The sequence below is a fragment of the Xylophilus sp. PBN-3R genome, assembly GCF_057747805.1.
In genome coordinates this window covers 3,936,709-3,961,508 of sequence record NZ_CM173225.1, presented here as the reverse complement: position 1 = coordinate 3,961,508, position 24,800 = coordinate 3,936,709, and the positions used below count along the sequence as shown (strand labels likewise).

At 65.7% G+C, this 24,800-nt stretch carries 29 protein-coding genes; 21 read left to right on the top strand and 8 right to left on the bottom strand.

Annotated features, from left to right (window positions below):
- The first annotated feature begins 31 nt into the window (after positions 1-31).
- The 3 genes from AC3ANW_RS18940 (at position 32) to AC3ANW_RS18930 (ending at position 2,522) form a co-directional block, all read left to right on the top strand.
- Entirely contained in the window at positions 32-766 is a 735-nt protein-coding gene (locus AC3ANW_RS18940) for an SDR family NAD(P)-dependent oxidoreductase (RefSeq protein WP_488342383.1), read from the top strand.
- Positions 767-855: 89 nt separating this feature from the next.
- Positions 856-1,857, top strand: a complete 1,002-nt coding sequence (locus AC3ANW_RS18935) for a Bug family tripartite tricarboxylate transporter substrate binding protein (protein WP_488342382.1) — start codon at positions 856-858, stop codon at positions 1,855-1,857.
- A gap of 80 nt (positions 1,858-1,937) precedes the next feature.
- Positions 1,938-2,522 carry a malonic semialdehyde reductase gene (locus AC3ANW_RS18930; RefSeq protein WP_488342381.1) on the top strand — a complete coding sequence of 195 codons (585 nt, stop codon included), beginning with the start codon at positions 1,938-1,940 and terminating at the stop codon, positions 2,520-2,522.
- Positions 2,523-2,598: 76 nt separating this feature from the next.
- Here AC3ANW_RS18930 and AC3ANW_RS18925 read toward each other — a convergent pair whose 3' ends face one another.
- On the bottom strand, positions 2,599-2,922 hold the full coding sequence (locus tag AC3ANW_RS18925) for a hypothetical protein (RefSeq protein ID WP_488342380.1): 324 nt from the start codon (positions 2,920-2,922) through the stop codon (positions 2,599-2,601).
- 227 nt (positions 2,923-3,149) lie between these two features.
- Here AC3ANW_RS18925 and AC3ANW_RS18920 point away from each other — a divergent pair, with 227 nt between their 5' ends.
- A complete protein-coding gene (locus tag AC3ANW_RS18920; protein WP_488342379.1) occupies positions 3,150-4,076 on the top strand; it encodes a LysR family transcriptional regulator in 927 nt (308 codons plus the stop codon).
- Here AC3ANW_RS18920 and AC3ANW_RS18915 read toward each other — a convergent pair.
- Entirely contained in the window at positions 4,073-4,546 is a 474-nt protein-coding gene (locus AC3ANW_RS18915; protein WP_488342378.1) for a tRNA (cytidine(34)-2'-O)-methyltransferase, read from the bottom strand. The two genes, AC3ANW_RS18920 and AC3ANW_RS18915, sit on opposite strands and share 4 nt — an antisense overlap.
- 27 nt (positions 4,547-4,573) lie before the next feature.
- Complete coding sequence (locus AC3ANW_RS18910) at positions 4,574-5,302, bottom strand: ComF family protein (protein WP_488342377.1); 729 nt, start codon at positions 5,300-5,302, stop codon at positions 4,574-4,576.
- Positions 5,303-5,374: 72 nt separating this feature from the next.
- Between AC3ANW_RS18910 and AC3ANW_RS18905 the strand changes: the two genes are divergently transcribed.
- From AC3ANW_RS18905 to AC3ANW_RS18870, 8 genes are all read left to right on the top strand, one after another.
- Positions 5,375-6,352 carry a class I SAM-dependent methyltransferase gene (locus AC3ANW_RS18905; protein WP_488342376.1) on the top strand — a complete coding sequence of 326 codons (978 nt, stop codon included), beginning with the start codon at positions 5,375-5,377 and terminating at the stop codon, positions 6,350-6,352.
- A gap of 164 nt (positions 6,353-6,516) precedes the next feature.
- Entirely contained in the window at positions 6,517-6,993 is a 477-nt protein-coding gene (locus tag AC3ANW_RS18900) for a DUF2244 domain-containing protein (RefSeq protein ID WP_488342375.1), read from the top strand.
- Positions 6,994-7,082: 89 nt separating this feature from the next.
- A complete protein-coding gene (gene coxB, locus AC3ANW_RS18895; protein ID WP_488342374.1) occupies positions 7,083-8,261 on the top strand; it encodes a cytochrome c oxidase subunit II in 1,179 nt (392 codons plus the stop codon).
- Between the two features lie 28 nt (positions 8,262-8,289).
- Entirely contained in the window at positions 8,290-9,924 is a 1,635-nt protein-coding gene (gene ctaD / locus AC3ANW_RS18890) for a cytochrome c oxidase subunit I (RefSeq protein ID WP_488342373.1), read from the top strand.
- A gap of 12 nt (positions 9,925-9,936) precedes the next feature.
- Positions 9,937-10,047 (top strand): cytochrome oxidase small assembly protein, encoded by a 111-nt coding sequence (locus AC3ANW_RS18885; protein WP_488342372.1) that lies wholly within the window; start codon positions 9,937-9,939, stop codon positions 10,045-10,047.
- A gap of 10 nt (positions 10,048-10,057) precedes the next feature.
- Positions 10,058-10,630 carry a cytochrome c oxidase assembly protein gene (locus AC3ANW_RS18880; RefSeq protein WP_488342371.1) on the top strand — a complete coding sequence of 191 codons (573 nt, stop codon included), beginning with the start codon at positions 10,058-10,060 and terminating at the stop codon, positions 10,628-10,630.
- Complete coding sequence (locus tag AC3ANW_RS18875; RefSeq protein ID WP_488342370.1) at positions 10,627-10,800, top strand: DUF2970 domain-containing protein; 174 nt, start codon at positions 10,627-10,629, stop codon at positions 10,798-10,800. The genes AC3ANW_RS18880 and AC3ANW_RS18875 overlap by 4 nt, the downstream gene beginning before the upstream one ends.
- A 37-nt stretch (positions 10,801-10,837) precedes the next feature.
- Positions 10,838-11,728, top strand: coding sequence for a cytochrome c oxidase subunit 3 (locus AC3ANW_RS18870; RefSeq protein WP_488342369.1), 891 nt, complete (start codon positions 10,838-10,840; stop codon positions 11,726-11,728).
- Positions 11,729-11,776: 48 nt separating this feature from the next.
- Here AC3ANW_RS18870 and AC3ANW_RS18865 read toward each other — a convergent pair whose 3' ends face one another.
- Positions 11,777-11,998, bottom strand: a complete 222-nt coding sequence (locus AC3ANW_RS18865) for a twin transmembrane helix small protein (protein ID WP_488342368.1) — start codon at positions 11,996-11,998, stop codon at positions 11,777-11,779.
- 15 nt (positions 11,999-12,013) lie between these two features.
- Here AC3ANW_RS18865 and AC3ANW_RS18860 point away from each other — a divergent pair, with 15 nt between their 5' ends.
- Genes AC3ANW_RS18860 through AC3ANW_RS18840 form a run of 5 tightly spaced genes read left to right on the top strand, consistent with a single transcriptional unit; the run spans position 12,014 to position 16,159 of the window.
- A complete protein-coding gene (locus AC3ANW_RS18860) occupies positions 12,014-12,766 on the top strand; it encodes an SURF1 family protein (RefSeq protein WP_488342367.1) in 753 nt (250 codons plus the stop codon).
- The gene (locus AC3ANW_RS18855) at positions 12,726-13,466 is read left to right on the top strand and encodes a hypothetical protein (protein WP_488342366.1); all 741 of its coding nucleotides are present in this window, start codon (positions 12,726-12,728) and stop codon (positions 13,464-13,466) included. The genes AC3ANW_RS18860 and AC3ANW_RS18855 overlap by 41 nt, the downstream gene beginning before the upstream one ends.
- Before the next feature lie 13 nt (positions 13,467-13,479).
- Positions 13,480-14,640 carry a COX15/CtaA family protein gene (locus tag AC3ANW_RS18850; RefSeq protein ID WP_488342365.1) on the top strand — a complete coding sequence of 387 codons (1,161 nt, stop codon included), beginning with the start codon at positions 13,480-13,482 and terminating at the stop codon, positions 14,638-14,640.
- Positions 14,637-15,551 carry a heme o synthase gene (cyoE, locus tag AC3ANW_RS18845; protein WP_488342364.1) on the top strand — a complete coding sequence of 305 codons (915 nt, stop codon included), beginning with the start codon at positions 14,637-14,639 and terminating at the stop codon, positions 15,549-15,551. Before AC3ANW_RS18850 ends, cyoE begins: the two co-directional genes overlap by 4 nt.
- 11 nt (positions 15,552-15,562) lie before the next feature.
- The gene (locus AC3ANW_RS18840; protein WP_488342363.1) at positions 15,563-16,159 is read left to right on the top strand and encodes an SCO family protein; all 597 of its coding nucleotides are present in this window, start codon (positions 15,563-15,565) and stop codon (positions 16,157-16,159) included.
- Here AC3ANW_RS18840 and AC3ANW_RS18835 read toward each other — a convergent pair.
- The 3 genes from AC3ANW_RS18835 to ftsY all read right to left on the bottom strand — a co-directional run bounded on the left by AC3ANW_RS18835 (position 16,156) and on the right by ftsY (position 19,576).
- Positions 16,156-17,136, bottom strand: a complete 981-nt coding sequence (locus tag AC3ANW_RS18835; protein WP_488342362.1) for a Bug family tripartite tricarboxylate transporter substrate binding protein — start codon at positions 17,134-17,136, stop codon at positions 16,156-16,158. The two genes, AC3ANW_RS18840 and AC3ANW_RS18835, sit on opposite strands and share 4 nt — an antisense overlap.
- Before the next feature lie 122 nt (positions 17,137-17,258).
- Positions 17,259-18,200 carry an RNA polymerase sigma factor RpoH gene (gene rpoH / locus AC3ANW_RS18830; protein ID WP_488342361.1) on the bottom strand — a complete coding sequence of 314 codons (942 nt, stop codon included), beginning with the start codon at positions 18,198-18,200 and terminating at the stop codon, positions 17,259-17,261.
- Positions 18,201-18,322: 122 nt separating this feature from the next.
- Positions 18,323-19,576 carry a signal recognition particle-docking protein FtsY gene (gene ftsY, locus AC3ANW_RS18825; RefSeq protein ID WP_488342360.1) on the bottom strand — a complete coding sequence of 418 codons (1,254 nt, stop codon included), beginning with the start codon at positions 19,574-19,576 and terminating at the stop codon, positions 18,323-18,325.
- Between the two features lie 27 nt (positions 19,577-19,603).
- On the opposite strand from ftsY, the gene AC3ANW_RS18820 reads away from it, so the two are divergent.
- From AC3ANW_RS18820 to coaD, 4 genes are read left to right on the top strand one after another with little or no spacing between them, the layout of a single operon-like run.
- Positions 19,604-21,106, top strand: a complete 1,503-nt coding sequence (locus AC3ANW_RS18820) for a M16 family metallopeptidase (protein ID WP_488342359.1) — start codon at positions 19,604-19,606, stop codon at positions 21,104-21,106.
- A gap of 17 nt (positions 21,107-21,123) precedes the next feature.
- Complete coding sequence (locus AC3ANW_RS18815; protein WP_488342358.1) at positions 21,124-22,458, top strand: M16 family metallopeptidase; 1,335 nt, start codon at positions 21,124-21,126, stop codon at positions 22,456-22,458.
- A complete protein-coding gene (gene rsmD, locus AC3ANW_RS18810; protein WP_488342357.1) occupies positions 22,455-23,075 on the top strand; it encodes a 16S rRNA (guanine(966)-N(2))-methyltransferase RsmD in 621 nt (206 codons plus the stop codon). Before AC3ANW_RS18815 ends, rsmD begins: the two co-directional genes overlap by 4 nt.
- A gap of 8 nt (positions 23,076-23,083) precedes the next feature.
- The gene (gene coaD, locus AC3ANW_RS18805; protein ID WP_488342356.1) at positions 23,084-23,569 is read left to right on the top strand and encodes a pantetheine-phosphate adenylyltransferase; all 486 of its coding nucleotides are present in this window, start codon (positions 23,084-23,086) and stop codon (positions 23,567-23,569) included.
- Between the two features lie 6 nt (positions 23,570-23,575).
- Here the strand turns inward: coaD and AC3ANW_RS18800 are convergent, their stop codons facing one another.
- Positions 23,576-24,742 (bottom strand): zinc-binding metallopeptidase family protein, encoded by a 1,167-nt coding sequence (locus AC3ANW_RS18800; protein ID WP_488342355.1) that lies wholly within the window; start codon positions 24,740-24,742, stop codon positions 23,576-23,578.
- Between the last annotated feature and the right edge of the window lie 58 nt (positions 24,743-24,800).

Genomic DNA, 24,800 nt, shown 5'->3' with positions numbered 1-24,800 from the left:
GATAACCGAACAGAAAGAAAAGATCCATTCCATGAGCAACAAGAAACCCGTCGCCACCGTGGTCACCGGTGCCAGTTCCGGCATCGGCCGCGCCATCGCAGAAGCGCTGCTGGCGCAGGGCCGCACCGTGGTCAACATCGACTACAACCTGCCCGGCTGGACGCATGAAAACCTGGTGTCGTTCCAGGCCGACCTGACCAGCGAACAGGCCACCCGCGAACGCGCCGCCGAAGTGGCCGCCGCCTATGACGTGGAAGCGCTGGTGAACAATGCCGGCGCCACCCGTCCCGGCACCATCGACAACGCCACCACCGCCCACCTGGACGACGTGGTCGGCCTCCACCTGCGGGCGCCGATGCTGCTGACCCAGGCCTTTTTGCCGTCCCTGCGGGCCTGCGGCCATGGTCGTGTGGTCAACATGTCCTCGCGCGCCGCACTGGGCAAGGCCGACCGCATCGTCTATTCGGCGACCAAGGCCGGCATGGTCGGCCTGACCCGCACCATGGCACTGGAGCTGGGCCGAGACGGCATCACCGTCAACGCCATCGGCCCGGGGCCCATCGCCACCGACCTGTTCCGCAAGAGCAACCCGGAAGGCGCGCCGCAGACCCGGCGCATCCTCGACGGCATCGCCGTCGGGCGCATGGGCACGGCGGAAGACGTAGCGCGCGCCGCGATGTTCTTCCTGTCGGCCGACAACGGTTTCGTCACCGGCCAGATCCTGTATGTCTGCGGCGGAGTGACGCTCGGCCAGGCGCCGGTCTGACCCAGGTTTTTCAGCGGCTGTTTCCGAGCGACAGCCGGCCATCGGCCCGCCAGATACGAGCGGGTCTTTTCCAAGGGAGTCAAAAAATCATGTCCATCCAATTCAAGCTGCTGGCGCGCCGCGCGCTGCTCGCATCCGCCGCGCTGGCGACAGTCGCCACTGCCTTGCCGGCAGCGGCGCAGACGGCGTCTGCCTACCCCGGCAAGCCGATCACCATCATCGTGCCCTTCGCGGCCGGCGGCACCACCGACATCCTGGCGCGCCTGGTCGGCCAGTACCTGGGGACGGAACTCGGCCAGCCGGTGCTGGTGGACAACCGTGTGGGCGCTGGCGGCAACATCGGCGGCCAGCTGGCCGCCCGTTCGCCGGCCGACGGCTACACGCTGTTCATGGGCACCGTGGGCACCCACGCCATCAACCAGTCGCTGTACTCGAAGATGCCCTTCGACCCGATCAAGGACTTCGCGCCGATCTCGCGTGTGGCCAACGTGCCCAACCTGCTGGTCGCCAACCCGCAGCAGCCCTTCAAGAATGTGAAGGAACTGATCGCCTATGCCAAGGCCAACCCGGGCAAGATCAACTTCGGTTCGTCGGGCAACGGCAGCTCCATCCACCTGTCGGGCGAGCTGTTCAAGATGATGACCAAGGTCGACATGATCCACGTGCCCTACAAGGGCAGCGCACCGGCCATGAACGACCTGCTGGGCAACCAGATCGCCATCATGTTCGACAACATGCCTTCGGCCATCCAGCACGTGCGCGCCGGCAAGCTGCGCCCGCTGGCCGTGACCACCGCCAAACGTTCGCCCGAACTGCCCGACGTGCCGACCATCGCCGAAGCCGGCGTGCCCGGCTACGAGGCGACTTCCTGGTTCGGCCTGCTGGCCCCGGCCAACACGCCCGCGCCCATCGTCGACAAGATCGACGCGGCGCTGATGAAGGTCTACAAGAACCCCGAGTTGCTGAAGAAGATCGCCGACCAGGGCGCAGAACCGGTCGTGGAAACACCCGCCCAATTCGCCACTTTCATCAAGGCCGAAACCGCCAAGTGGGGCAAGGTCGTGAAGGAATCCGGCGCGACCGTCGACTAAGTCGGCCAAGTGGAGGCGGCGCCGGCGCAGCGCTGGCGCTGCCTCTATGCTCGGGTTTTTTCAAACACGGAAGACCCGACATGACCATCGACCGCCAGGCGCTCAACCAGCTTTTCCTCGAAGCCCGCACCGCCAACGGTTTCACCGACCAGCCGGTGCCGAAGGAACTGCTGCAGGAAGCCTACGAACTGGCCCGCTTCGCGCCCACCTCGATGAACACGCAGCCCACGCGTTATGTGTTCCTGACGACTCCCGAAGCCAAGGAGCGCCTGCTGCCCACGCTGTCGCCCGGCAATGTCGAGAAGACCAAAAACGCGCCGGTCACCGTGATCGTCGCCACCGACACCCAGTTCTACGAAAACATGCCGCAGGTTTGGCATGGCCCGGGTGCGAAAGAGATGTTCGAGGGCAATCCGCCCATGGCACAGGCCACCGCCACGCGCAACGGCACCATGGGCGGCGCCTACTTCCTGCTGGCGTTGCGTGCGGTGGGCCTGGACGCCGGCCCGATGAGCGGTTTCGACATCGCCAAGGTCAATGCCGAGTTTTTCCCCGACGGTCGCCTGCAGGCCAACTTCCTCATCAACGTCGGTTACATCGACAGCACCAAGACCTTCAACCGCAACCCGCGCCTGTCGTTCGAGCAGGCCGTGACGGTGCTCTGAAAACGACGACGCCTGCCGACCTCGAAAGGTAGACAGGCGTTTTTGCAGGGCCCTTGCGGCCCTTGCACGTCGGCGCTTAGAAGCTCAGTGCGTCACCGCGTTCGATGGTGCCCGAACGCGAAGCCTGGATGGCGGCGGCGCGGACAGCGTTGCGGTCGACGTTGGTGTTGCCGGCGGTGTGCACGTTTTCGCCGTAGCCTTCGCTGGAGTTGGCGACGGCACGGCCCTGCGACGAACCCAGGCTGGCGGCTTGCTGGGCAGCGAACGAGCGGGTCGACTGGACCTGCATCGGCTGGGTGTATTGCAGGTCGGCTTCACCCATCGGGGATGCCTGGGCAGCGGCGCCTGCTGCGAAAAGTGCTGCGATCAGGGTAGCTTGGGCGAGGTTGCGAGCGTTCATGATGTGTTCCTTCAGATGATGTTTTTCAGTTTTTTTCCGTCCGCCTCTGCTTGCCGGCGATCCGTCTCGGTGTGTCGTAGCGTTTCGGTTGCGGCTCATCGATGGGTGGACTTTAGGCTTTTGACCGCTTGGTGAAAACCCGATAGCTGGCAAATCACCATTGCTCCAGATGAAATAATCGAGGCTCGGCGTCCGACAGACGGCAGCCATTACAGCCAGGGTTTCGAATGGATCGTTTGTTGTCGATGAAGGTTTTCCAGCGGGTTGCCGACGAAGGCAGTTTTGCAGCGGCGGCCCGTGCACTCGACCTGTCGCCGGCCGGTGTCACCCGGCTGGTAGGCGACCTGGAACGGCACCTCGGCACCCGGCTGTTGCAGCGCACTACCCGACGCCTGGCCCTGACCGAAGCGGGCGACCACTACCTGCAAAGGCTGCGCGGCATCCTTCTGGAGCTCGAAGAAGCCGAAGGTGCCGCCACTGCCCACACCCGCGAACTGCAAGGCGTGCTGCACATCGTCAGCACGCCTGTGCTGGCCTCGTATTTCCTGGCGCCGCGGGTGGCCGAATGGAGCCGCCGGCATCCGCGTGTGGTGCTGGACATCACCGCAGAGGCCGAGCCGCAGAAACACGTGGAAGCGTTCGACCTCGCCTTCCTCATCGAGGACGACAGCTTCGATGCCAACCTGGTGGCCCGCCCGCTCATGCGCGGCGAGTGGGTGCTGTGCGCATCGCCTTCGTACCTCGCGCGCGCCGGTATGCCGAAGTCGCCGCTCGACCTGCGCGACCACCACTGGCTGCGCAACAGCCGACATCCGTCGGGCCGTCGCCTGCGGCTGCTGCCGGCCAGCGGCGACGCGGCGCCGGTCGAGGTGGAGGCGCGGATCACCCTGCAGACCCAGCATTCCGACGTGCTGCACCGTGCTGCGCTCGACGGTGCCGGTGTAGCCCTGCTGTCGAGGCTGCTCACCGAATCACAGATCGAAAGCGGTGAGCTGGTGCACCTGCTGCCGCATTGGATCGGTGGGCGTTACACCCTTTGGGGAGCGATGCCGACCCGCAAGATGGTGCCGGCGCGCACCCTGGCTTTCATGGAGTTCATGCGGGAGCCGATGGCCTTGTCGCACGTACCGCGCCAGCCGTTGCTGCGCGTCTAGCTGACTCCACCGAAGCCGTTTTGCCGCCAGGCCTCGAAAACCGTCACCGCCACCGCGTTCGACAGGTTCAGGCTGCGCTGGCCGGGCAGCATCGGCAGTCGCAATCGTTGCGTCGGCGGAAAGAATCCCTCGCGCAGGTCCGGTGGCAGGCCGCGGGTTTCGGAGCCGAAGACCAGCCAGTCGCCGGGCCGGAACGCGATGTCGTGGGCCGGCCGGGAGCCGTGCGTGGTCAGGGCGAACATGCGGTCGGGCAGCGGTTGCAGGGTGTCGATCAGCGCCTGCCAGTCGGCATGGCGGCGTACCTCGGCAAACTCGTGATAGTCCAGACCGGCGCGGCGCAGGAGCCGGTCTTCCATCGAAAAACCGAGCGGCTCGACCAGATGCAGCGCGCATCCTGTATTGGCCGCCAGGCGGATCACATTGCCGGTGTTGGGAGGAATCTCCGGCGAGACGAGAACAATGTTGAACATGGCCGCGATTGTCGCGGGCCGGCGCGCTCAGTCGAGCGAAGTGCGTGCGACGACCAGTGCCGAAACCGTGGCCACGCCGGCAAGGCGCAAGGTGCGCGCGGCCTCGTGCAGGGTGGCCCCGGTGGTCATCACATCGTCGACCAGCAGCACCCTGCGGCCGGCCAGCAGCCCGGCCCGCGCGGGTTCGATGGCAAAGGCGCCGCGCACGCTGGCATGGCGGGTTTTCAGATCCATGCCGCTCAGTGCGGCGGTGTGGCGGATGCGCAGCAGGCTGTGCACGTCGACCCGTTCGGATGCCAGCTGGCGAGCCAGCACGGCGGCCTGGTTGAAACCGCGCTCCCGCAGGCGTTCTGCGGACAGCGGCAGCGGCAGCAGGATGTCGGTCGATTCGAGCAGCGGCTCGACCCACGGTGCGCTGCGCAACAGCAGGCCCAGGGCGCTTGCCATTCCAGCCTGACCCCGGAACTTGAGGGCGGCGATGCTGCGGTCCCAGGGATATGCGTAATTCACCGCGGCCAGGCAGCTGTCGAGCGGTGGCGGATTCGTCAGGCAGGCACCGCAGCGGTGGATGCCGCTGGCGACCGGCACGGCACAACTGCGGCAGCGCCGGACCGGCTGGGCGAATCGCTGGACACAGCTGTCGCAGAAGGTGCGGGCTGGCCAGGCGCAACACACGACGCAGACGGCTGCTGGGCCGGGAATTCCGGCAAGCCAGCGGCCGATGCGGGACATGCGGGCGGTGATCGGGCGAAACATGGGTCGGCTCAATATACTCGGCGGCCTCGGCCGTGGCTGTGCCGCACCGGCGGCGCCCCGGCTGCAAAGAACATGGCCACGTCTTCCAATTCCTCGGTTCCAACCGCTCCCACGGCGCCTGCCGATCTCCCGCCCACCATCTCGCCCGCAGCCGCCGGCCGGTGGCAACGCCTGCCGCCCGGCAAAACGCCGGCATCACCCTGGCTGCACGAGGAAGTGGCGCGGCGGATGGAACAACGGCTGGAATGGATTGTCGCCAGACCAAAACGCTGGGGCCACTGGGAGGCCTTGCGCGGCGGCCTGGCGGGCCACGCCCTGGTGCAGAAACGTTATGCCGACGCCGGTTTCGATGTGGTCGAGTCCACCGCCGAACGCGCAGAAGCCGCCCGTGCCGCGCTGGAAGGTCCCTGGTGGAGCCCGCGCCGCTGGGGTGTCGGCCAGGCGGCACCGCGTTTCATGGCCGCGCCCGGGCAACTGCCTGGACCGCGCAGCATCGACATGCTGTGGGCCAACATGGCATTGCACACGGCAGCCGATCCGCAGGCCCTGATCGCCCAGTGGCACCAGGCGCTGGCGGTCGACGGCTACCTGATGTTCTCGTGTTTCGGCCCGGACACCCTGCGCGAGCTGCACCGGGTGTATGCCGCCAACGGCTGGCCGGCGGCGGGCCATGCCTTCACCGACATGCACGACTGGGGCGACATGCTGGTCCACGCCGGATTTGCCGAGCCGGTGATGGACATGGAGCGCATCGTCCTGACCTACGAGACGCCCGAACGCCTGCTGGCCGAGCTGCGGGAGATCGGCCGCAACCTGCATCCGGCGCGTTTCCCGACGCTGCGCGGCCGTGGTTTCCGCGAGAAGCTGGTCCGCGCACTGGCCGAAGGGCTGGCGACGCCGTCCGAAGACGGCCGCCTCGTGATCACCTTCGAAATTGTCTACGGGCACGCTTTCAAGCCGGTACCGCGCGCCCGGATGGCGCCGGAAAGCGCGGTCGGACTCGAAGACATGCGCCGAATGCTCCGCCGCGGACCATCCGCAGGCCCCTGATAGGACCGGAGAACGGCGTCAACACTGGCTTTCCCGGTCCTTGATACCGGGGTTGCACGGGTATGCGGGAGTGAGCGCGACGATAGAATCCGGGCTGACAAGGCCCCGGGAATCCTCCCTCAGCGCGACGACCGCACCGGTCGTCCCACCCCCACCAAACATTCGTGTCGAACCCCGTTCTCCGCTTCGCTACCGTATCGGGCCAGGGCCGGCACTGGTTGCTCAAGCGCAACTGCTCGGTCACGCCGGTGCAACTGGGGTGGGTCTATGCATCGCTCTGCGTCCTGTCGGCCGGCATCGCCGCCATGTTCTGGATGCTGGGTGCATGGCTGGTCATGCCTTTCGCAGGCCTCGAACTGGCTGCCATTGGTTTTGCCTTCCTGGCTTATGCACGCCATGCCGCCGACGGCGAGCGCATTTCGCTCACCGAGGCCCGGCTGGTCGTCGAACGAGAAACCGCGGGCCGGCTGGAGCGTGCCGAATTCCGGCGTGAATGGGTTCGGGTCGAACCGGTGGTCGGCGATGGTTCGCTGATCCGGGTGTCGGCTCAGGGAAAGTCGGTCGAGGTGGGGCGTTTCGTGCGTCCCGAGCTACGGCCCGCGTTGGCAACCGAGATCCGCAGGGCGCTGCGCACGGTCTGAGGCCGAAGGCGCGGCTGCTGCCGCGCCGCGGTTTCCGGTGGTGATCGAAGCCTGGAAGTTTGGTTTTAAAAATGACACAAATGAAGACGATGAAGCGCACGACCGAAAAGCTGCAGAAGCTCGCCAGGTGGCTACCCCTGGCGGCTGCCGGCGTGGCCGGTTCGGCCCATGCCGTGGGCGACCTGCCGGGCGGGCCTTCGGTGCGCCAGCTCAATCTTCCCCTCGGTGTCACCAGGATTTCCGCCGACCAGCATCTGCTGCATACCGGCATGCTGATCACCTGCACGGTGATCTTCATCGCGGTGTTCGCGGTGATGTTCTATTCCATCTGGAAGCATCGCAAGTCCAAGGGCTACAAGGCGGCCAACTTCCATGAATCGGTGGTCGTCGAGATCGCCTGGACCATCGTGCCCTTCGTCATCGTGGTCGTGATGGCGCTCACCGCCACCAAGACCCTGGTCGCGCAGAAGGACACCACCAACGCCGACCTGACCATCAAGGCGACCGGCTACCAGTGGAAGTGGGGTTACGACTACCTGGCCGGCGAAGGCTCGGGACTGGCGTTCATCTCGACCCTGCTGCCGGCGCACCGCGAGCTTTCGAACAACGGCGCCAAGGGCACCATCCCCGACAACTACCTGCTGGAAGTCGACAACCCGCTGGTGGTTCCGGTCGACAAGAAGATCCGCATCATCACCACCGCCAACGATGTGATCCACGCCTTCGCGGTGCCGCAGTTCGGCATCAAGCAGGACGCCATTCCGGGCTTCGTGCGCGATACCTGGTTCCGCGCCGAGAAGATCGGCGACTACTACGGCCAGTGCCAGGAACTGTGCGGCAAGGAACACGCCTACATGCCGATCCACGTGAAGGTGGTGTCGGCTGCCGACTTCACCAAATGGGTCGGCGAAGAGCAGAAGAAGGCGGCCGCCAAGGCCGACGATCCGAACAAGGTCTGGACACTCGAAGACAGCATCGCCCGCGGCGAAAAGGTGTATTCGGCCAACTGCGCTGCCTGCCACCAGGCCAACGGCAAGGGAGGCGGCCCCATCAAGGCGCTGGATGGCGACGAGAAGGTGCTCAACCCCGACCATTCGGTGCAGATCCTCGTGCTGCTGCACGGCCAGAACAACGGCACCATGCCCTCGTGGAAACAGCTGAGCGACACCGACATCGCGGCCGTCGCCACCTACACCAAGAACAGCTGGTCCAACAAGACCGGCCAGATCGTGCAGCCTTCCGAAGTGCTGGCACTGCGCGACAAATAAGACGGCCAGAGGCAAACAGGATTCCACCATGAGCGCAGTACTGCATCCCCACGGCCACGACGAACACGGCCACGACGGCCATGACGACCACCACGGTGCGCCGCACGGCTGGCGGCGCTGGGTGTTCGCCACCAACCACAAGGACATCGGCACCCTTTACCTGCTGTTCAGTTTCACCATGCTGATGGTGGGCGGGCTGCTGGCGCTGATGATCCGTGCCGAGCTGTTCCAGCCGGGTCTGCAGTTGGTCAACCCCGAGCTTTTCAACCAGCTCACCACCATGCACGGGCTGATCATGGTGTTCGGGGCCATCATGCCGGCCTTCGTGGGTTTTGCTAACTGGATGATCCCGCTGCAGATCGGGGCATCCGACATGGCCTTCGCCCGCATGAACAACTTCAGCTTCTGGCTGATGATTCCCGCGGCGCTGATGCTGGTGACCTCGTTCTTCATGCCCGGCGGCGCACCCGCGGCCGGCTGGACGCTGTACGCGCCGCTCACCCTGCAGATGGGCCCTTCGATGGACTCCGGCATCTTCGCGATGCACATCCTGGGTGCCTCGTCGATCATGGGTTCGATCAACATCATCGTCACCATCCTGAACATGCGCGCCCCCGGCATGACGCTGATGAAGATGCCGATGTTCGCCTGGACCTGGCTGATCACGGCCTACCTGCTGATCGCGGTGATGCCGGTGCTGGCAGGCGCCATCACCATGACACTCACCGACCGCCATTTCGGCACGAGTTTCTTCAACCCGGCGGGCGGCGGCGACCCGGTGATGTACCAGCACATCTTCTGGTTTTTCGGCCATCCCGAGGTCTACATCATGATCCTGCCGGCCTTCGGCATCATCAGCCAGGTGGTGCCGGCCTTCGCCCGCAAGCGCCTGTTCGGTTATGCCTCGATGGTGTACGCCACCTCGTCCATCGCCATCCTGAGTTTCATCGTGTGGGCCCACCACATGTTCACCACCGGCATGCCGGTCACAGGCCAGCTGTTCTTCATGTACGCGACCATGCTGATCGCGGTACCGACGGCGGTGAAGATCTTCAACTGGATCGCCACCATGTGGCAGGGCTCGATGACCTTCGAGACCCCGATGCTGTTCGCGGTGGGTTTCATCTTCGTGTTCACCATGGGCGGTTTCACCGGCCTCATCCTGGCCATGGCGCCGGTCGACATCCAGCTGCAGGACACCTATTACGTGGTGGCGCATTTCCACTACGTGCTGGTGGCGGGCTCGCTGTTCTCGATGTTTTCGGCGGTGTACTACTGGGCGCCCAAGTGGACCGGCGTGATGTACGACGAACGGCGCGGCAAGATCCATTTCTGGTGGTCGCTGATCTCGTTCAACGTCACCTTCTTCCCCATGCATTTCCTGGGTCTGGCGGGCATGCCGCGCCGTTATGCCGACTATCCGATGCAGTTTGCGGACTTCAATGCGGTGGCCTCGGTCGGTGCCTTCTTCTTCGGTTTCGCCCAGCTGTATTTCTTCATCTTCGTGGTGCTTCCGATGATGCGCGGCAAGGGCGAGGCGGCGCCGCAGCGGCCTTGGGAGGGCGCCGAGGGGCTGGAGTGGGAAGTGCCGTCGCCGGCGCCTTTCCATACCTTCGAGACGCCGCCCAGGCTGGACCCCACGGCCACCCGCATCGTCGGCTGAACATCCATGGCCATGACACCCGAACAGAAACGTGCCAACCGCCGGCTGGGCCTGATCCTGGCGTCGATCGCGGTGGTGTTCTTCCTGGGCTTTCTCGCCCGCATGGCCTTGAGCGGCCGCTAGGCCGGCAGACATGAAACCGCGCAGCCTCAGCCTGAACGCCCGCATGCTCGGCAAGCTGGTCGTCGTGGCGGCCGGCATGTTCGCCTTCGGTTATGCGCTGGTGCCGCTCTACAACGCCATTTGCGAGGCGACCGGCATCAACGTGCTGGCGCGCTCCGAACTCAACCTGCCAGGCGCGGCCAAGCTGCCGGCCAACACGCAGGTGGACACCAGCCGCACCATCACGGTCGAGTTCGACGCCAATGCCCGTGGGCCCTGGTCTTTCCATCCGGCGGTGCGGTCGCTGAAGGTGCATCCGGGTGAACTGGCTACGGTGATGTACGAATTCCAGAACACGCAGGACCGGCGCATGGCCGCCCAGGCCATTCCCAGCTATGCGCCGCAGCAGGCCATGCCGTACTTCAACAAGCTGCAGTGCTTCTGCTTCAACCAGTACACGCTGGATCCGGGCGAGAAGAAGGAATGGCCGGTGGCCTTTGTCATCGACCCCAAGCTCAGCAGGGACGTCACCACCATCACGCTGTCGTACACCTTCTTCGAGGTCGGCGGTCGCACCCCGGCAGCGCCCGAGGGCAGCCTGTGAGCCTGCTGCGAACCATCAGGGCGGTGGCCTGGTCCTTCGTGGGGCTTCGCAAGTCCAGCGGGCTGGAGGAAGACACGCACATCCACCCGCTGCATATTGTCGCGGCGGGCATCGCGGCGGTGGTGGTGCTGGTGCTGGGCCTGATGGCGCTGGTGCGGTGGATGGTCTGAAGACGATGAATAAAACAATTCCAGGAGCAAGAACCCCATGAGTTCGACCCATGCGACCCCCGCCCGTTCGGCGCCGTACTACTTCGTGCCTGCCGCGTCGCGCCATCCGGCGCTGGCAGCGGCCGGGCTGTTCTTCGTGATCCTGGGCGCATCGCAGTGGATCAACGGCCACGGATGGGGCATGTATTCGCTGGCCTTCGGAATGATGGGTTGGCTGTTCGTTCTCTACCAGTGGTTCCGCGACGCAGTGGCCGAGAGCGAGGGCGGCCTGTACGGCCACAAGATCGACCTGTCCTTCCGCTGGAGCATGTCGTGGTTCATCTTCTCGGAGGTGATGTTCTTCGGCGCCTTCTTCACCGCCTTGTGGTGGGCACGCTCGCATTCGGTGCCGGCGCTGGGCAGCCTCGACAACGCGCTGCTGTGGCCCGGCTTCAAGGCCGTTTGGCCGAGCATGGCGGCCGGCGCCACTGCCGCGCCCGGCGGCCTGATCGAACCCTTCCAGACGGTCGGTCCGTTCTGGCTGCCGACCATCAACACCGCATTGCTGCTGACTTCGGGTGTCACCCTCACCATCGCCCACCATGCGCTGCGTGAGGGCCACCGCGCCCGCACCCTGGCCTTCATGTGGGTCACGGTGATCCTGGGCGTGGTGTTCCTGGCGGTGCAGGGTTACGAATACCACCACCTGTACAGCGAACTCAACCTCAAGCTCACATCGGGCGTCTATGGCTCGACGTTTTTCATGCTGACCGGTTTCCACGGGTTCCACGTCTTCATCGGCATGCTGATGTTGTTCTTCATCACGCTGCGGTTGCGCAAGGGACATTTCACGCCGGAACGCCATTTCGGCTTCGAAGGCGCGGCCTGGTACTGGCACTTTGTGGACGTGGTCTGGCTGGGCCTGTACACCCTGGTCTACTGGATGTGATGGCAATCGGCCGACCCGCAGAAAAGGCGCCGCGAGGCGCCTTTTTTCCTACTGTCCCACCGGCAGGCCGGTCGGCCGGATGTAGCCCAGTTTCCAGGCGACGAGGATGCAGATGAACAGCAGCACCGACAGCCCAACCCGCAGCGCCAGCGCACGCGCCATGTTGCTGGTCTTGGCCCGCCCCTCGCGGCCGTCGCGCAGCATGAAGAACAGGGCGGCGCCCAGGCTGGCGAGGATGGCCAGGAAGGCGAGGGCGACCATGACTTTCATGCCGCGAATTATCCGATGAGCGGCGTCGCGGAAGTCCCGGGTTTTCCACGCCGCGGCCGGCGTTTCTGGTGGATCACGCTGGCCGCGTTGGTCGGCATCGTGGTCACCGCGCTGTTGGGGCGCTGGCAGTTGGCAAGAGCGGCGCAGAAGGAAGCCATCGAAGCCGCCATCGAACAACGCCAGGCCTTGCCGATGCTGGACGGTGCATCGCTGGCATTGCAGGAGCCTGAGCAGGAAACCATGCTGATGCACCGGCGCGTACTGCTGCGCGGCCGCTGGGTGGCGCAGAAAACGGTGTACCTCGACAACCGCCAGATGTACGGCCGGCCCGGTTTTTTTGTTGTGACACCGCTGCAGCTGTCACCGGACCGCGCCGTCCTGGTGCAGCGCGGCTGGGTCGCGCGCAATTTCGAGGACCGGTCGCGGCTGGAACCGGTGGCGACACCCGACGGGCCGGTGGAAATCACCGCCCGCATCGCCCCCGCCCCCTCGCGGCTGTATGACTTTGCGGCAGACGAACAGGGGAATTCCCCGATCCGGCAAAATCTGGACCTTGCGGTCTTCCGGCGCGAGACCGGTCTGCCACTGGCGTCATGGACGGCCGTGCAGACCGGCGGTGCCAGCGAAGGGCTGCAACGCCAGTGGCCCGCAGTGACCACCGGCGTCGAGCGCCATTACGGCTACGCCTTCCAATGGTTCGGGCTTTGTGCCCTCATCGTCTTCCTATATGCCTGGTTCCAATTCATCCGACGCCCGCGCGCTGCCTGACGCAGCTGCTGCGTTGCCCGGCGCGAGCGACCACCTGCTGGACATGGCGGTGCACACCATGCCGCAGCCGGGCCAGGCCGCCCAGGACCTGGAGGGCGCCACACGCACTGCCCGCGGCCGCTGGAAGATGCTGCTGGTGCTGGCCATGTGCGCCGCGCCGGTGGTTGCTTCGTATTTCACCTACTACGTCGTGCAGCCGACCGGCCGCGCCGGTTATGGCCAGCTGGTGGCCGACCAGCCCGCACTGCCCGACCTGGCCGCCCGCAACCTCGACGGCACCGTCGCCCGCCTGCCTGCGCTGGCCGGCCAGTGGCTGCTGGTCAGCGTGGGCGGCGGTGCCTGCGACAGGGCCTGCGAACAGCATCTCTACCTGCAGCGCCAGTTGCGGGAGAGCCTCGGCAAGGAACGCGACCGGGTCGACTGGCTGTGGCTGATCGACGACGAAGCGCCGGTGCCGGCCGGCCTGCAACCCGCATTGCGGCAGGCCGCGGTGCTGCGGGTACCGGCCGCCGGAATCGCCGGCTGGCTGAAACCCGCGCCCGGCCATGCCCTGGCCGAACACATCTACCTGGTCGATCCCATGGGCCACTGGATGATGCGGTTTCCGGCAGACATGGACATGGCCGGTGCCGCCAGGGCCAAACGCGATCTCGACCGGTTGCTGCGCGCCTCGGCATCATGGGACGAGGCCGGCCGCTGACCGCTAGATCCGCATGACCATCACGCCCCTCTACGACTACTCGCCGGTGGTGCAGATGATGCTGACCGGCATCGTCATCGCGCTCGGTCCGCTGCTGTGGCTGGCGTTCCGCAACCGCCGTGCCAGCCCGTCGCGCCGGCTGCAGGCGCTGACGGTGATGACGCTTTTCCTCACTTTCGACCTGGTGCTGTTCGGTGCCTTCACCCGGCTGACCGACTCCGGCCTGGGCTGCCCGGATTGGCCCGGCTGTTATGGCGAAGCCCATCCGGTGGCTGCCAAGGTACAGATCGCAGCAGCGGAAGTCGCCATGCCCGACGGCCCGGTCACCCATCGCAAGGCCTGGGTCGAGATGGTCCATCGCTACCTGGCGACCGGCGTGGGCGTGCTGATCATCGTGCTGACCCTGGCCACCTGGGTGGCCTGGCGCCGCCAGCGGCGCGGCGACGCCTTGCCGCCGGTGCATCCGTGGTGGCCCACCGCCACGCTTTTCTGGGTGTGCCTGCAAGGTGCATTCGGCGCCTGGACCGTGACCCTCAAGCTCTTCCCCGCCATCGTGGTCATGCATCTTGCGGGCGGTGTGGTGCTGCTGGCCTTGCTTGCGCGCCAGGCGGCACGCCACGCCCTGGCGCAGCACGGCCTGCGCCTGGTCGAGGTGACGCCGGGCCGGCGCGCACTGCTGCTGCTCACGCTGGTCGCTGTCTCGCTGCAGGTGTTGCTGGGCGGCTGGGTCAGCACCAATTACGCGGTGCTGGTCTGCGACGGTTTCCCTACCTGCCAGGGCCGGTGGTGGCCGCCGATGGATTTCTCGCGCGGTTTCGAGCTCTGGCGCCCGCTGGGTCAACTGGCCGACGGCAGCATGATCACCTTCGAGGCGCTGACGGCCATCCATTACGTCCACAGGCTGTTCGCCTACGTGGTTTTTGCCCTGCTGCTCGCAGTCTCGTGGCGGCTGTGGCCGGTCGGCGCACTGCGCGGGCCGGTTCGTGCCGTCGCCGTACTGGCCGCGCTGCAACTGGCCACCGGCTTGTCGAACGTCGTGCTCGACTGGCCGCTGGTGGCCGCGGTGCTGCACACCGGCGGTGCCGCCGCCCTGGTGTCCGCGCTGGTCTGGGCCCTCTCTTCCTGCCGTTCGGTGCCATCGCCGTCCGGTCGTTTATCTTCGATCCCTGCATGAATCCCGCTACCCCCGCCACCCTGCCGCCGTCCGTCGCACCGCCTTCGCGGGTGCGGCAGTTCTATGCGCTGACCAAACCGCGGGTGGTGCAACTCATCGTCTTCTGCGCGCTGATCGGCATGGTGCTGGCGGTTCCGGGTGTACCGAGCTGGGCCGATGTGCGGCAGGCCGCCATCGCGTGTTTCGGCATCTGGCTGGTGGCCGGCGCTGCGGCCGCCTTCAATTGCCTGGTCGAAAAGGGCATCGACGCCCGCATGCGCCGTACCGCCTGGCGGCCTACCGCACGGGGCGAACTGGGTGACGGCCAGACCCTGCTTTTCTCCGTGCTGCTGTGCGTGGGCGGTTCGCTGGTGCTCTATACCTGGACCAATCCGCTGACGATGTGGCTCACCTTCGCCACCTTCGTCGGTTATGCGGTGGTCTACACCGTGATTCTGAAGCCGCTGACGCCGCAGAACATCGTCATCGGCGGCGCATCGGGTGCGATGCCGCCGGTGCTGGGGTGGGCCGCCATGACGGGCGAAGTCTCGCCGGAGGCGCTGATCCTGTTCCTGATCATCTTCCTGTGGACTCCGCCGCACTTCTGGGCGCTGGCGCTGTACCGGGTAGAGGACTACCGCAAATCCGGCCTGCCGATGTTGCCGGTGACCCACGGCAACGAGTTCACCCGGCTGCAGGTGCTGCTCTACACCTTCGTGTTGTTCGCCAGCTGCATGATGCCGTTCGCCTATGGCATGAGTTCGTGGCTTTACCTGGTGGTGGCGGTGGCGCTTTCCATCGGTTTCTGCGGCTATGCCTTCGCCCTCTGGCGCAATTATTCCGACGGCCTGGCGCGCCGCACCTTCCGTTTTTCATTGATCCACCTCAGCCTGCTGTTCGTGGCGCTGCTGGTCGATCACTACCTGTTCTGAGGTCCGCGCAGATGCAGAAACGTTCCTTCCTGGCCCTCGGGCTGACAGCGGCCCTGGCGGCCTGTTCAAAGGCAGCGCCCGGCCCGGTTTTCCAGGCGGTCGACCTGACCGGCGCCGACTACGCCAGGAGCTTCAGCCTGCCCGATTCGCAAGGGCGTGTCCGCACGCTCGAGGAATTCCGTGGCAAGGTGGTGGCGGTGTTCTTCGGCTACACCCAGTGCCCGGATGTCTGCCCGACGACTCTGGCCGAAATGGCCGACATCAAACGCCAGCTGGGCGCCGATGGCGACCGGCTGCAATCGGTCTTCATCAGCGTTGACCCCGAGCGCGACACGCCGGAAATCCTGTCGGCATACATGGCCAACTTCGACCCGGGTTTCATCGCGCTCCGGCCCGCCAGCGCCGAGCAGCTGGCAGCGGTCGCCAAGGACTTCAAGGTGTATTTCAAGAAGGTCGACGGCAAGGCGCCCGGCACCTACACCATGGACCATTCCGCCGCCACCTACCTTTACGATCCGCAAGGCCGGCTTCGGCTTTACAGCAAGTACGGCACCGGCAGCGCGCCGCTTCTGGCCGACATCAAGCTGCTGCTCGAGCAAAAAGCCTAGTCGGCGGTGATCCGCGCGCTGCGGATCACGTCACCCATGGTTTTCGCGTCTGCCTGGATGCGGTTGGCCAGCCCTTCAGAAGAACTGCCGACCGCCTGCCAGCCCTGCTGGAACAGCTTGGCGCGCATGTCGGGCGAGCGGGTGATTTCGGAAAACAGCGCCGACAGCCGCGCCACCACCGGCTTGGGCATGTTGGTGGGCGCCGCCACCGCGTTCCAGATCTCCAGGTTGAAATCCTCGATGCCGGCTTCGGCCAGGCTGGGGATCTCCGGCACCAGTGTGCTGCGGGTGCGGGCGGTGACACCGATCGCACGCAGCTTTCCCGCACGCGCCTGAGCGGCGGCCAGGCTCGGCGGCAGCAGCGCGAGCTGCAGCTGGCCGCCGATCATGGCGTTGGCCACCTGCGGATAACCGGGGTAGGGCACATGGACCGGGTCGATATGGATGCGCCGTTTCAGCAATTCCATCCCCACATGGCCCACCGTTCCCACGCCGGGTGTGCCGTAGCTCCATTTGTCGCCTGCGCCGCGAGCCGCCTGCAGAAAGGCACGGGCGTCGGCACCGGGTGCGTCGACCGGCGCGGTCAGCACCAGCGGCGAGATGCCGATCAGGCTGACAGGGGCGAAATCCTTCAGCGGGTCGTAACCCAGCTTGGGGTTGAGCAACCGGGCAATCGTCATGTTGCCGTTGATCATCAGCCCGATGGTGTGGTCGTCGGTGGCGCGGGCCACGAACTCGGCGGCGATGTTGCCGCCTGCGCCCACCTTGTTGTCCACGATCACCGGCTGGCCCAGGGCACGCGACAGCGGCTCGGCCAGTGTGCGCGCCGTGATGTCGGGCGACGAGCCGGCCGGGAAACCCACCACGATATGAACCGGCCGCGTGGGCCAGGCGGAGGGCGCCTCGGCCTGGGCGAACGAAGCGCCGGTCAGCAGGAGAGCGGCAAGGACGGCGCGGCGCAGCGTAGAAACAGTCATGACTCGAACGAAAAAAGGCGGTCTTGAAGTTTGCCGCATAAAACAAAAGGGCCGTCCTTCTGGAGGACGGCCCTTCTTGCGGACTAACCCGGATGAACCGGGAAGAATGAGGAGCGAAAAGCTCAGGCGTATTCGGCCAGCGCCTTTTTCATTTTCTTCATCGCCGCCGATTCGATCTGGCGGATTCGTTCGGCGCTGACATGGTATTCGGCGGCGAGTTCGTGCAGCGTCATGCCGCCCGAACCGTCGTCGTTTACCTTGAGCCAGCGTTCCTCGACGATGCGGCGGCTGCGGTCGTCCAGTGCTTCGAGTGCGGTGGCGATGCCGTCGGTGGCCAGAACGTCACGCTGATGCGATTCGATCATTGCGGTGGGTTCGTGTGCCGCGTCGGCCAGGTAGGCGATGGGGCCGTAGGCCTGTTCGCCGTCGTCGGACGGAGACGGATCCAGCAGCACATCGCCGCCGGCCAGCCGCATTTCCATTTCCTTGACTTCTTCAGGCTTGACGTTCAGCCGCTCCGCCATGGTCTCGACCTGGCCGGCGCTGAGCGTTTCGGCATGGGTCGGCAAGTCGCCGGCCAATGCCGCGTCGGCCTTGAAAGACTGCTTCATCGAACGCAGATTGAAGAACAGCTTACGTTGGCTCTTGGTGGTCGCCACCTTGACCATTCGCCAGTTCTTCAGGATGTATTCGTGAATCTCGGCCTTGATCCAGTACATGGCGTAACTCACCAGGCGCACACCCTGTTCGGGATCGAAACGCTTGACGGCCTTCATCAGCCCGACGTTGCCTTCCTGGATCAGATCGCCGTGCGGCAACCCATAACCCAGGTACTGGCGCGAGATCGAAACGACGAGACGCAGGTGCGACAACACCATCCGGCCGGCGGATTCAACGTTGTTGTCATCACGAAGTTCACGGGCATAACGCTGCTCTTCCTCGAGCGTCAGCAGGGGCAATCGGTTGACTGCAGAAATATAGGCATCGAGGTTGCCCAGGGGCGGCACCATCGACCACGGATTTGCGGCAGCGACGGTGGTGGCGGCTCCAGTTGGGTAGTTCATACCGGGGATCCTTTCCTCATGGCGATACATATTAGCACTCGGTTAGAGAGAGTGCTAAGCGCCAAGTTCCGCAGAAATTCTATGAGGCCGATAGGGACGGTTACGTAACCGGACGTCTGCTTTCAGCCCAGCAACGCCTGCGCGAATTCACGTGCATTGAACGTTTCCAGGTCTTCCAGCTTTTCGCCCACCCCTACGAAATACACCGGAATCGGCCTTTCCTGCGCGATGGCTGCCAGCACTCCACCTTTTGCGGTGCCGTCGAGCTTGGTGACGATCAGGCCTGTCAACCCGAGCGCGTCGTCGAAGGCCCGCACCTGGGCCAGGGCGTTCTGGCCGGTGTTGCCGTCGATCACCAGCAGGATTTCGTGCGGCGCGCTGAGGTCGGCCTTTTGTACGACCCGTTTGATTTTCTGCAGTTCCTGCATCAGGTGCAGCTGGGTGGGCAGGCGGCCGGCGGTGTCGACCAGCACCACGTCCTTGCCGCGCGCCTTGCCGGCGGTGACCGCGTCGAAGCTGACGGCAGCCGGGTCGCCGCCCTGCTGGCCGATGATTTCCACCAGGTTGCGGTCGGCCCAGACACCCAGTTGTTCGCGCGCGGCGGCACGGAACGTGTCGGCAGCCGCCAGCAGCACTCCGGCACCGGCTTCGGCCAGGTGTTTGGTGAGCTTGCCGATGGAGGTCGTCTTTCCTGCACCGTTGACACCCGCGACCATGATGACGGTAGGCGTGTGCTGGCCGATGACCAGGTTCTTCTCGAGCGGTTTCAGCAGATCGGCGATGGCGTCGGCCAGCAGCGCCTTGACGGCGACCGGGTCCGTCGCTCGCTGGTCCTTCACCCGGCGCCTGAGGTCGTCCAGCAGATGCTGGGTGGCCTTCACACCCGTGTCGGCCATCAGCAGTGCGTCTTCGAGTTCGTCGTAGAGGGCCTCGTCGATCTTCGCGGAAACGAACACGGAGGCAATGCTGCCACCGGTCTTGCGAAGGCCACCGCGCAGGCGCTGCATCCAGCCGCTGCGTTCACCGGATTCCGGTTTGGCGGACGGTTCGGGTGCCGAAGGCGCTGCCGGGGTCGGCGTAACCGGGGGCCGAACCACAACCGCTGGCGCCGGTATCGGCAAAGGCAAAGGCGTAGGCGTAGGCGTAGGCGTAGGGGGCGGTGCCGAAACCGGAGCGGGTGCCGGAGCGGCCACCACCATCGCCTCGGCCGGTATGACCGGGACCTCGTCGACCGGCGTCGGCGCCAGCCCGAGCTGGCTTTTCAGCCAGCCCAGAGCGCCCTCCGGCGCGGGCGGTGGGCTTTGGACCGCAGGAACGCCGGTTTCAGCGGCTTCGGGCGGGTTGGCGGAGGGTTTTTTCTTGAAAAAACTGAACATGAATGCGTTCTTAGAATCAACCATTCTATGAAACGAGCTCCAGACCGCGGCACCGCCGCCCGTGCCGCCTTGCGCGGGCTGATTTCCGTGCTGTCGATCAGCCTGCTGGCGGGGGCCGTACAGGCCCAGCCCAGCGGGCCCGATACGCCTCCCTCCAACCCGGTTTCGACCGATCTGCCCAAGACTGGCGCCAGGAGCGACACCTGGCAGTTCACGCTTTCCAACGGCATGACCCTCATCGTGCGCACCGATCGGCGGGCCCCGACGGCGGTCAACATGGTGTGGGTTCGCGCTGGTGCCATGGACGAGGTGGACGGCACCTCCGGCATTGCCCACATGCTCGAACACATGATGTTCAAGGGCACGCCCACCGTGCCGGTCGGCGAGTTCTCGCGCAGGGTTGCAGCGCTGGGCGGGCGTGAGAACGCTTTCACCACCGCCGACTACACCGGTTATTACCAGCAGGTGCCAGCCGACCGCCTGCAGGACGTGATGAAACTCGAGGCCGACCGTTTCGAGAACAACACCTGGCCCGACGCCGAGTTCCTGAAAGAGCGCCAGGTCGTCACCGAGGAACGCCGCATGCGCACCGAAGACCGGCCGCGCAGCCGCCTCTACGAGACGCTGCAGGCGCAGGTGTGGACGGCGTCGCCGTATCACCGCCCGGTGGTCGGCTGGATGGGTGACATCGCTTCCTTCACCGCGGACGACGTTCGCGATTTCCACCATCGCTGGTACGTGCCCGCCAATGCCGCCATCGTGATCGCCGGCGACGTCGATGCACAGCAGGTGCTGGCCTGGGCCGAACAGACCTACGGCCGCATCCCGGCCCGCCCGGTGCCGACACGCAAACCGCGGCCCGAGCCCGAACAGGTCGGCCTGCGGCGTTTCGATTTCCGCGCGCCGGCAGAACAGGCCTACGTGATGATGGCTTTCCGTGTGCCAGGCCTCGAATCGATGGATGCCGGTACACCCAACGCCGAAGACGCGCTGGCACTGACGGTGCTGGCGGCGGTGCTCGACGGGTATTCGGGTGCCCGCCTGTCACGCAACCTGGCGCGCGGCCCGCAGCGGGTGGCGGACAGCGTCGATGCTTCGCATTCGCTGGTGGCGCGCGGGCCCAAGTTGTTCATGTTGTCGGGTGTGCCCGCCCGCGGCCACACCGCCGCCGAGGTCGAGAAGGCATTGCGCGGCGAAGTCGCCCGCATCGCCCGGGAAGGCGTCGGCGAAGCCGAATTGCGCCGGGTCAAGACTCAATGGCGCGCTGGCGAGATCTTCCAGCGCGATTCGGTCAATTCGCAGGCGCAGGACCTGGGCAGCAATTGGGTGCAGGGCTTGCCTCTGGACGCCGACAGCCAGTTGCTGGACCGTCTCGGCCTGGTCACGTCTGCACAGCTGCAGTCGGTTGCCTCCCGTTATTTCGGCGATGACCAGTTGACCGTCGGCACGCTGGTTCCGATGCCGCCCGATCCGGCCAAGCCCCTGCGACCGCAGGCCAACGACAGCGCCCCCGGCGGCGCTGTGCACTGAACCGACGCAGGATATCCATGGCTTTTTCTATCTCCCATCCCGCGCTGGCGACCACTGTCGCCGGCCTCCTGGCCGGTACCGCGGCCCACGCGGCATTGCCGATCCAGCACTGGAATCGTCCTGACGGTGCCCAGGTGTTCTTCGTCGAAAGCCGGGCGGTGCCCATCGTCGATGCGCAGATCGATTTCGACGCGGGCCGTCGCCGCGAGCCCGCGGCCATGACGGGCCTGGCCGGTGCCACCGCCGGCATGCTGGACAAGGGCGTCAAGGCCCATGGCAACGAACCGGCGTTGAACGAAAATGCGCTGGACGACGCCTGGGCCGATCTGGGCGCGCAGTTCGGTGCCGGTGCCAGCAACGACCGGTTCAGTTTCTCCCTGCGTTCGCTGGCCGACCCCGCGCTGCTGGCCCGGGCCTCGGCGCTGGCTGCACGTGAAATCGGCGAGCCGTCCATCCCGGACGTTGTCTGGCAGGTGGAGCGTCAACGTGCCGTCGCCGGCTTGCGCGAGGCCGAAACACGCCCCGGCACCCGCGCCGGCAAGCTCTACCAGCAGGCGGTCTATGGCGACCATCCTTATGGCCGCCTGACCACCGAGGCAACGCTGGCCGCCATCGACGTCAAGGCGATTCGCGAATTCCACGCGCAGCTGCGCAGTTGCGGCGCCAAGGTCAGCATCGTCGGAGCGCTCGACAGGGCCCAGGCGGACGCCCTGGCCGGCCAACTGCTCAGCCGGCTTCCGGTCGCCACATGCTCGGCCCTTCCCGCAGTGGCCGACACGCAGCCGCTGGCAGCCGGACGCGACATCCGCGAGCCCTTCAAGTCGGCGCAGGCCCATGTCTATATCGGCCAGCCGGGCATCCGCCGGGCCGATCCCGACTACTTCGCCTTCACTGTCGGCAACTACATCCTGGGCGGCGGCGACTTCGTCTCGCGCCTCACCCAGGAAGTGCGTGAAAAGCGCGGCCTGAGCTACAGCGTGTATTCGGGCTTCGAACCCGCCATGAGCGCCGGCGCCTTCACCATCGGCCTGCAGACACGGCCCGATCAGGCCAGTCAAGCCGTGGAGGTGGCGCGTTCGGTGCTGGCAGGTTTCGTAGCCGACGGCCCGACCGATGCCGAGTTGACTGCGGCCAAGGACAACCTGATCGGCGGTTTCCCGTTACGTATCGACAGCAACGCCAAGCTGGTCGGCAATGTTGCGAACATCGCCTGGTACGGCCTGCCGCTGACCTATCTCGACACCTGGACCGACCGGGTGCGGGCGGTCAGCGCTGCCGACATCCGCAAGGCCTTCAGCCGTGCGCTGCAGCCCGACCGCATGGTGACGGTGGTGGTCGGAGGTGCTTCGTGAGCGCCCGGAAGGCAGCGCCTCGGGCAGCGGGGCCGGTCGTCGGCAAACCCGCTAGGCCGCACGGCGGCGCAGGCGAGGTGCGTATCGTCGGCGGCCAGTGGAAACGCACGCCGCTGCCGGTGTCCGACCGGCCGGGCCTGCGCCCGACGCCGGCCCGCGTGCGTGAAACGCTGTTCAACTGGCTGGGCCAGGACCTGACCGGCTGGCGCTGCATCGACGCCTTCGCCGGCAGCGGTGCCCTGGGCATGGAATGCGCGTCTCGCGGTGCGGCACAGGTGCTGCTGTGTGACCAGGATCCTGAACTGGTCACCGCGCTGAAAAAGGTCTGCACCCGGCTGGGCGCCGGCAATGTGGAAGTCCGTCGCGGCGACGGCATCACTTCCTTGCGTACCGCACCTGGAACCTGGGACCTGGTGCTGGTCGATCCGCCTTTCGAGGCCGGGCTTTTCGATGCCGCGCTGTCGGCGGGTGCCGGGGCACTGACGGCCAACGGACGCCTCTACATGGAAGCGCCGGAAGCCTGGGACGAGACGCGGCTGGCGGACCTGGGATGGAAACTCGAACGCCATCTGCGTGCCGGCGCTGTCCATGCCCACCTGCTGAGCCGCTCGGCATAATCCGCCGCATGGCTCCTCTCATCGCTGTCTATCCCGGTACCTTCGACCCGATCACGCTCGGCCATGAGGATGTGGTGCGCCGCGCCACCCAGCTCTTCGGCCGGGTGATCGTGGCAGTGGCCGCCGGTCATCACAAGAAGACGCTTTTTTCGCTCGAGGAGCGGATGGCGATGGTGAAGGAAGCGGTGGCACCGCACCCGCAGGTCGAGGTGGAGAGCTTTGCCGGCCTGCTGCGCGATTTTGTAGTCGATCGTGGTGCGAAGGCCATGGTGCGGGGCCTGCGCGCCGTCACCGACTTCGACTATGAATTCCAGCTCGCCGGCATGAACCGCGCACTCATGCCAGACGTTGAAACCGTGTTTCTGACACCAGGCGACAAGTACCAGTTCATCTCGAGCACTTTCGTGCGCGAGATCGCTCAGCTCGGCGGCGAAGTCGACAAGTTCGTTTCGCCGCCGGTGCTGAGCCGGCTACTCACCAAGGTCGGCCGCTAGCGCCTTTCACGCCGCCGTTTCGATCGGCGAGCCCTCCGCCGCCTTGGTCATGTCGTCCGTGTCGTCGATCAACGGTTTGTCGACCGCGTCATGGATCACGTCGTGCACGAAGCGCAGCTTGTGCAGCGCGCCCTGCGACAGGGCGAAAGGATATGCATCGTCCTGTCCGAGACTGCGGTTGAGGCTGTTGAGCATCAGGGTGACCGGCACCCACTGCTGCACCAGATGGTCGAAATCGGTCACTGCCGAGTCGAACGGATTGCTCACCCGGTCGGACTCGGAGGGCATGCTGCCCGGGATCTCGACGGTGGTGCGATAAGCGGCCGCGGTTTCCAGCAGATCGACCATGTGCAGGTAGTGAGCCCAGGTCTCGGCCCAGTCTTCCCAGGGGTGCGAAGTGGCATAGGCGCTGACGAAGTCGTCCTGCCATTCGGACGCGCTGTGATCAGAGGCGTAATGCCGGCTCAGGGCTTCCGTGTAGTCCAGTGATTCGTCGCCGAAGACCTGGCGGAAGGCGTCCAGGCGGTTCTGTTCGCGGATCAGGCGGTCCCAGTAGAAATGGCCGGACTCATGGCGCAGGTGCCCGAGCAGCGTGCGATAGGGCTCGCCGAGTTCCACCCTGCGGCGCTCGCGTTCGGCGTCGTCTGCTTCGACGATGTTCAGTGTGATCAGCCCCTGGTTGTGCCCGGTCATCACCCGCGGCCCGCCCGGCAGTTCTGCCAGGAATTCATAGACCGGGCCATCCTGCGAACCGTCGGTGCTGTCGGTGGAGGCCAGTCCCAGGCGTGCAAGCGTATAGAACAGGCGCCGTTTGGCCACCTCGATGTGGTACCAGCGATCACGGTTTTCCGGGAAGGAAAGGTCAGGCAGCACACGGGTCTGGCGACAGGAGACACACAGCGGATTCGGGTCTTCCGGCAGCACCGTGAAGTTGCAGCTCTGGTGCAGGTCGTGATTCAGGCACATGCGATATTGCACGGGCACGCCTTCGGGCGGATGGCTGCGTTCCCAGAGGCTCGGCGAACCGTCCTCGTTCGTCGGCTCCACTGGCGCCAGCAGGGCTGCCATGGTGAGCCGGTCCGGCAGGAAGGCTAACGCACATCCGCAGTTGAGGCACTGCACGTTCTCGAAGAACACCGGATGCCCGCAGTTGTCGCAATTGAAGATTTTCATGGTCGTTTTTTTATTGGATGCGGTGCGGTAACGGGGACGAAAGTGATGGCTTCAAGTA

Bases quoted from the DNA above. Each gene is read 5' to 3' on its own strand.
- AC3ANW_RS18940 (WP_488342383.1), top strand. From the start codon at position 32: ATGAGCAACAAGAAACCCGTCGCCACCGTGGTCACCGGTGCCAGTTCC.
- AC3ANW_RS18935 (WP_488342382.1), top strand. From the start codon at position 856: ATGTCCATCCAATTCAAGCTGCTGGCGCGCCGCGCGCTGCTCGCATCC.
- AC3ANW_RS18930 (WP_488342381.1), top strand. From the start codon at position 1,938: ATGACCATCGACCGCCAGGCGCTCAACCAGCTTTTCCTCGAAGCCCGC.
- AC3ANW_RS18925 (WP_488342380.1), bottom strand. From the start codon at position 2,922: ATGAACGCTCGCAACCTCGCCCAAGCTACCCTGATCGCAGCACTTTTC.
- AC3ANW_RS18920 (WP_488342379.1), top strand. From the start codon at position 3,150: ATGGATCGTTTGTTGTCGATGAAGGTTTTCCAGCGGGTTGCCGACGAA.
- AC3ANW_RS18915 (WP_488342378.1), bottom strand. From the start codon at position 4,546: ATGTTCAACATTGTTCTCGTCTCGCCGGAGATTCCTCCCAACACCGGC.
- AC3ANW_RS18910 (WP_488342377.1), bottom strand. From the start codon at position 5,302: ATGTTTCGCCCGATCACCGCCCGCATGTCCCGCATCGGCCGCTGGCTT.
- AC3ANW_RS18905 (WP_488342376.1), top strand. From the start codon at position 5,375: ATGGCCACGTCTTCCAATTCCTCGGTTCCAACCGCTCCCACGGCGCCT.
- coxB (WP_488342374.1), top strand. From the start codon at position 7,083: ATGAAGCGCACGACCGAAAAGCTGCAGAAGCTCGCCAGGTGGCTACCC.
- ctaD (WP_488342373.1), top strand. From the start codon at position 8,290: ATGAGCGCAGTACTGCATCCCCACGGCCACGACGAACACGGCCACGAC.
- AC3ANW_RS18885 (WP_488342372.1), top strand. From the start codon at position 9,937: ATGACACCCGAACAGAAACGTGCCAACCGCCGGCTGGGCCTGATCCTG.
- AC3ANW_RS18880 (WP_488342371.1), top strand. From the start codon at position 10,058: ATGAAACCGCGCAGCCTCAGCCTGAACGCCCGCATGCTCGGCAAGCTG.
- AC3ANW_RS18870 (WP_488342369.1), top strand. From the start codon at position 10,838: ATGAGTTCGACCCATGCGACCCCCGCCCGTTCGGCGCCGTACTACTTC.
- AC3ANW_RS18865 (WP_488342368.1), bottom strand. From the start codon at position 11,998: ATGAAAGTCATGGTCGCCCTCGCCTTCCTGGCCATCCTCGCCAGCCTG.
- AC3ANW_RS18860 (WP_488342367.1), top strand. From the start codon at position 12,014: ATGAGCGGCGTCGCGGAAGTCCCGGGTTTTCCACGCCGCGGCCGGCGT.
- AC3ANW_RS18855 (WP_488342366.1), top strand. From the start codon at position 12,726: ATGCCTGGTTCCAATTCATCCGACGCCCGCGCGCTGCCTGACGCAGCT.
- AC3ANW_RS18850 (WP_488342365.1), top strand. From the start codon at position 13,480: ATGACCATCACGCCCCTCTACGACTACTCGCCGGTGGTGCAGATGATG.
- cyoE (WP_488342364.1), top strand. From the start codon at position 14,637: ATGAATCCCGCTACCCCCGCCACCCTGCCGCCGTCCGTCGCACCGCCT.
- AC3ANW_RS18840 (WP_488342363.1), top strand. From the start codon at position 15,563: ATGCAGAAACGTTCCTTCCTGGCCCTCGGGCTGACAGCGGCCCTGGCG.
- AC3ANW_RS18835 (WP_488342362.1), bottom strand. From the start codon at position 17,136: ATGACTGTTTCTACGCTGCGCCGCGCCGTCCTTGCCGCTCTCCTGCTG.
- rpoH (WP_488342361.1), bottom strand. From the start codon at position 18,200: ATGAACTACCCAACTGGAGCCGCCACCACCGTCGCTGCCGCAAATCCG.
- ftsY (WP_488342360.1), bottom strand. From the start codon at position 19,576: ATGTTCAGTTTTTTCAAGAAAAAACCCTCCGCCAACCCGCCCGAAGCC.
- AC3ANW_RS18820 (WP_488342359.1), top strand. From the start codon at position 19,604: ATGAAACGAGCTCCAGACCGCGGCACCGCCGCCCGTGCCGCCTTGCGC.
- AC3ANW_RS18815 (WP_488342358.1), top strand. From the start codon at position 21,124: ATGGCTTTTTCTATCTCCCATCCCGCGCTGGCGACCACTGTCGCCGGC.
- coaD (WP_488342356.1), top strand. From the start codon at position 23,084: ATGGCTCCTCTCATCGCTGTCTATCCCGGTACCTTCGACCCGATCACG.
- AC3ANW_RS18800 (WP_488342355.1), bottom strand. From the start codon at position 24,742: ATGAAAATCTTCAATTGCGACAACTGCGGGCATCCGGTGTTCTTCGAG.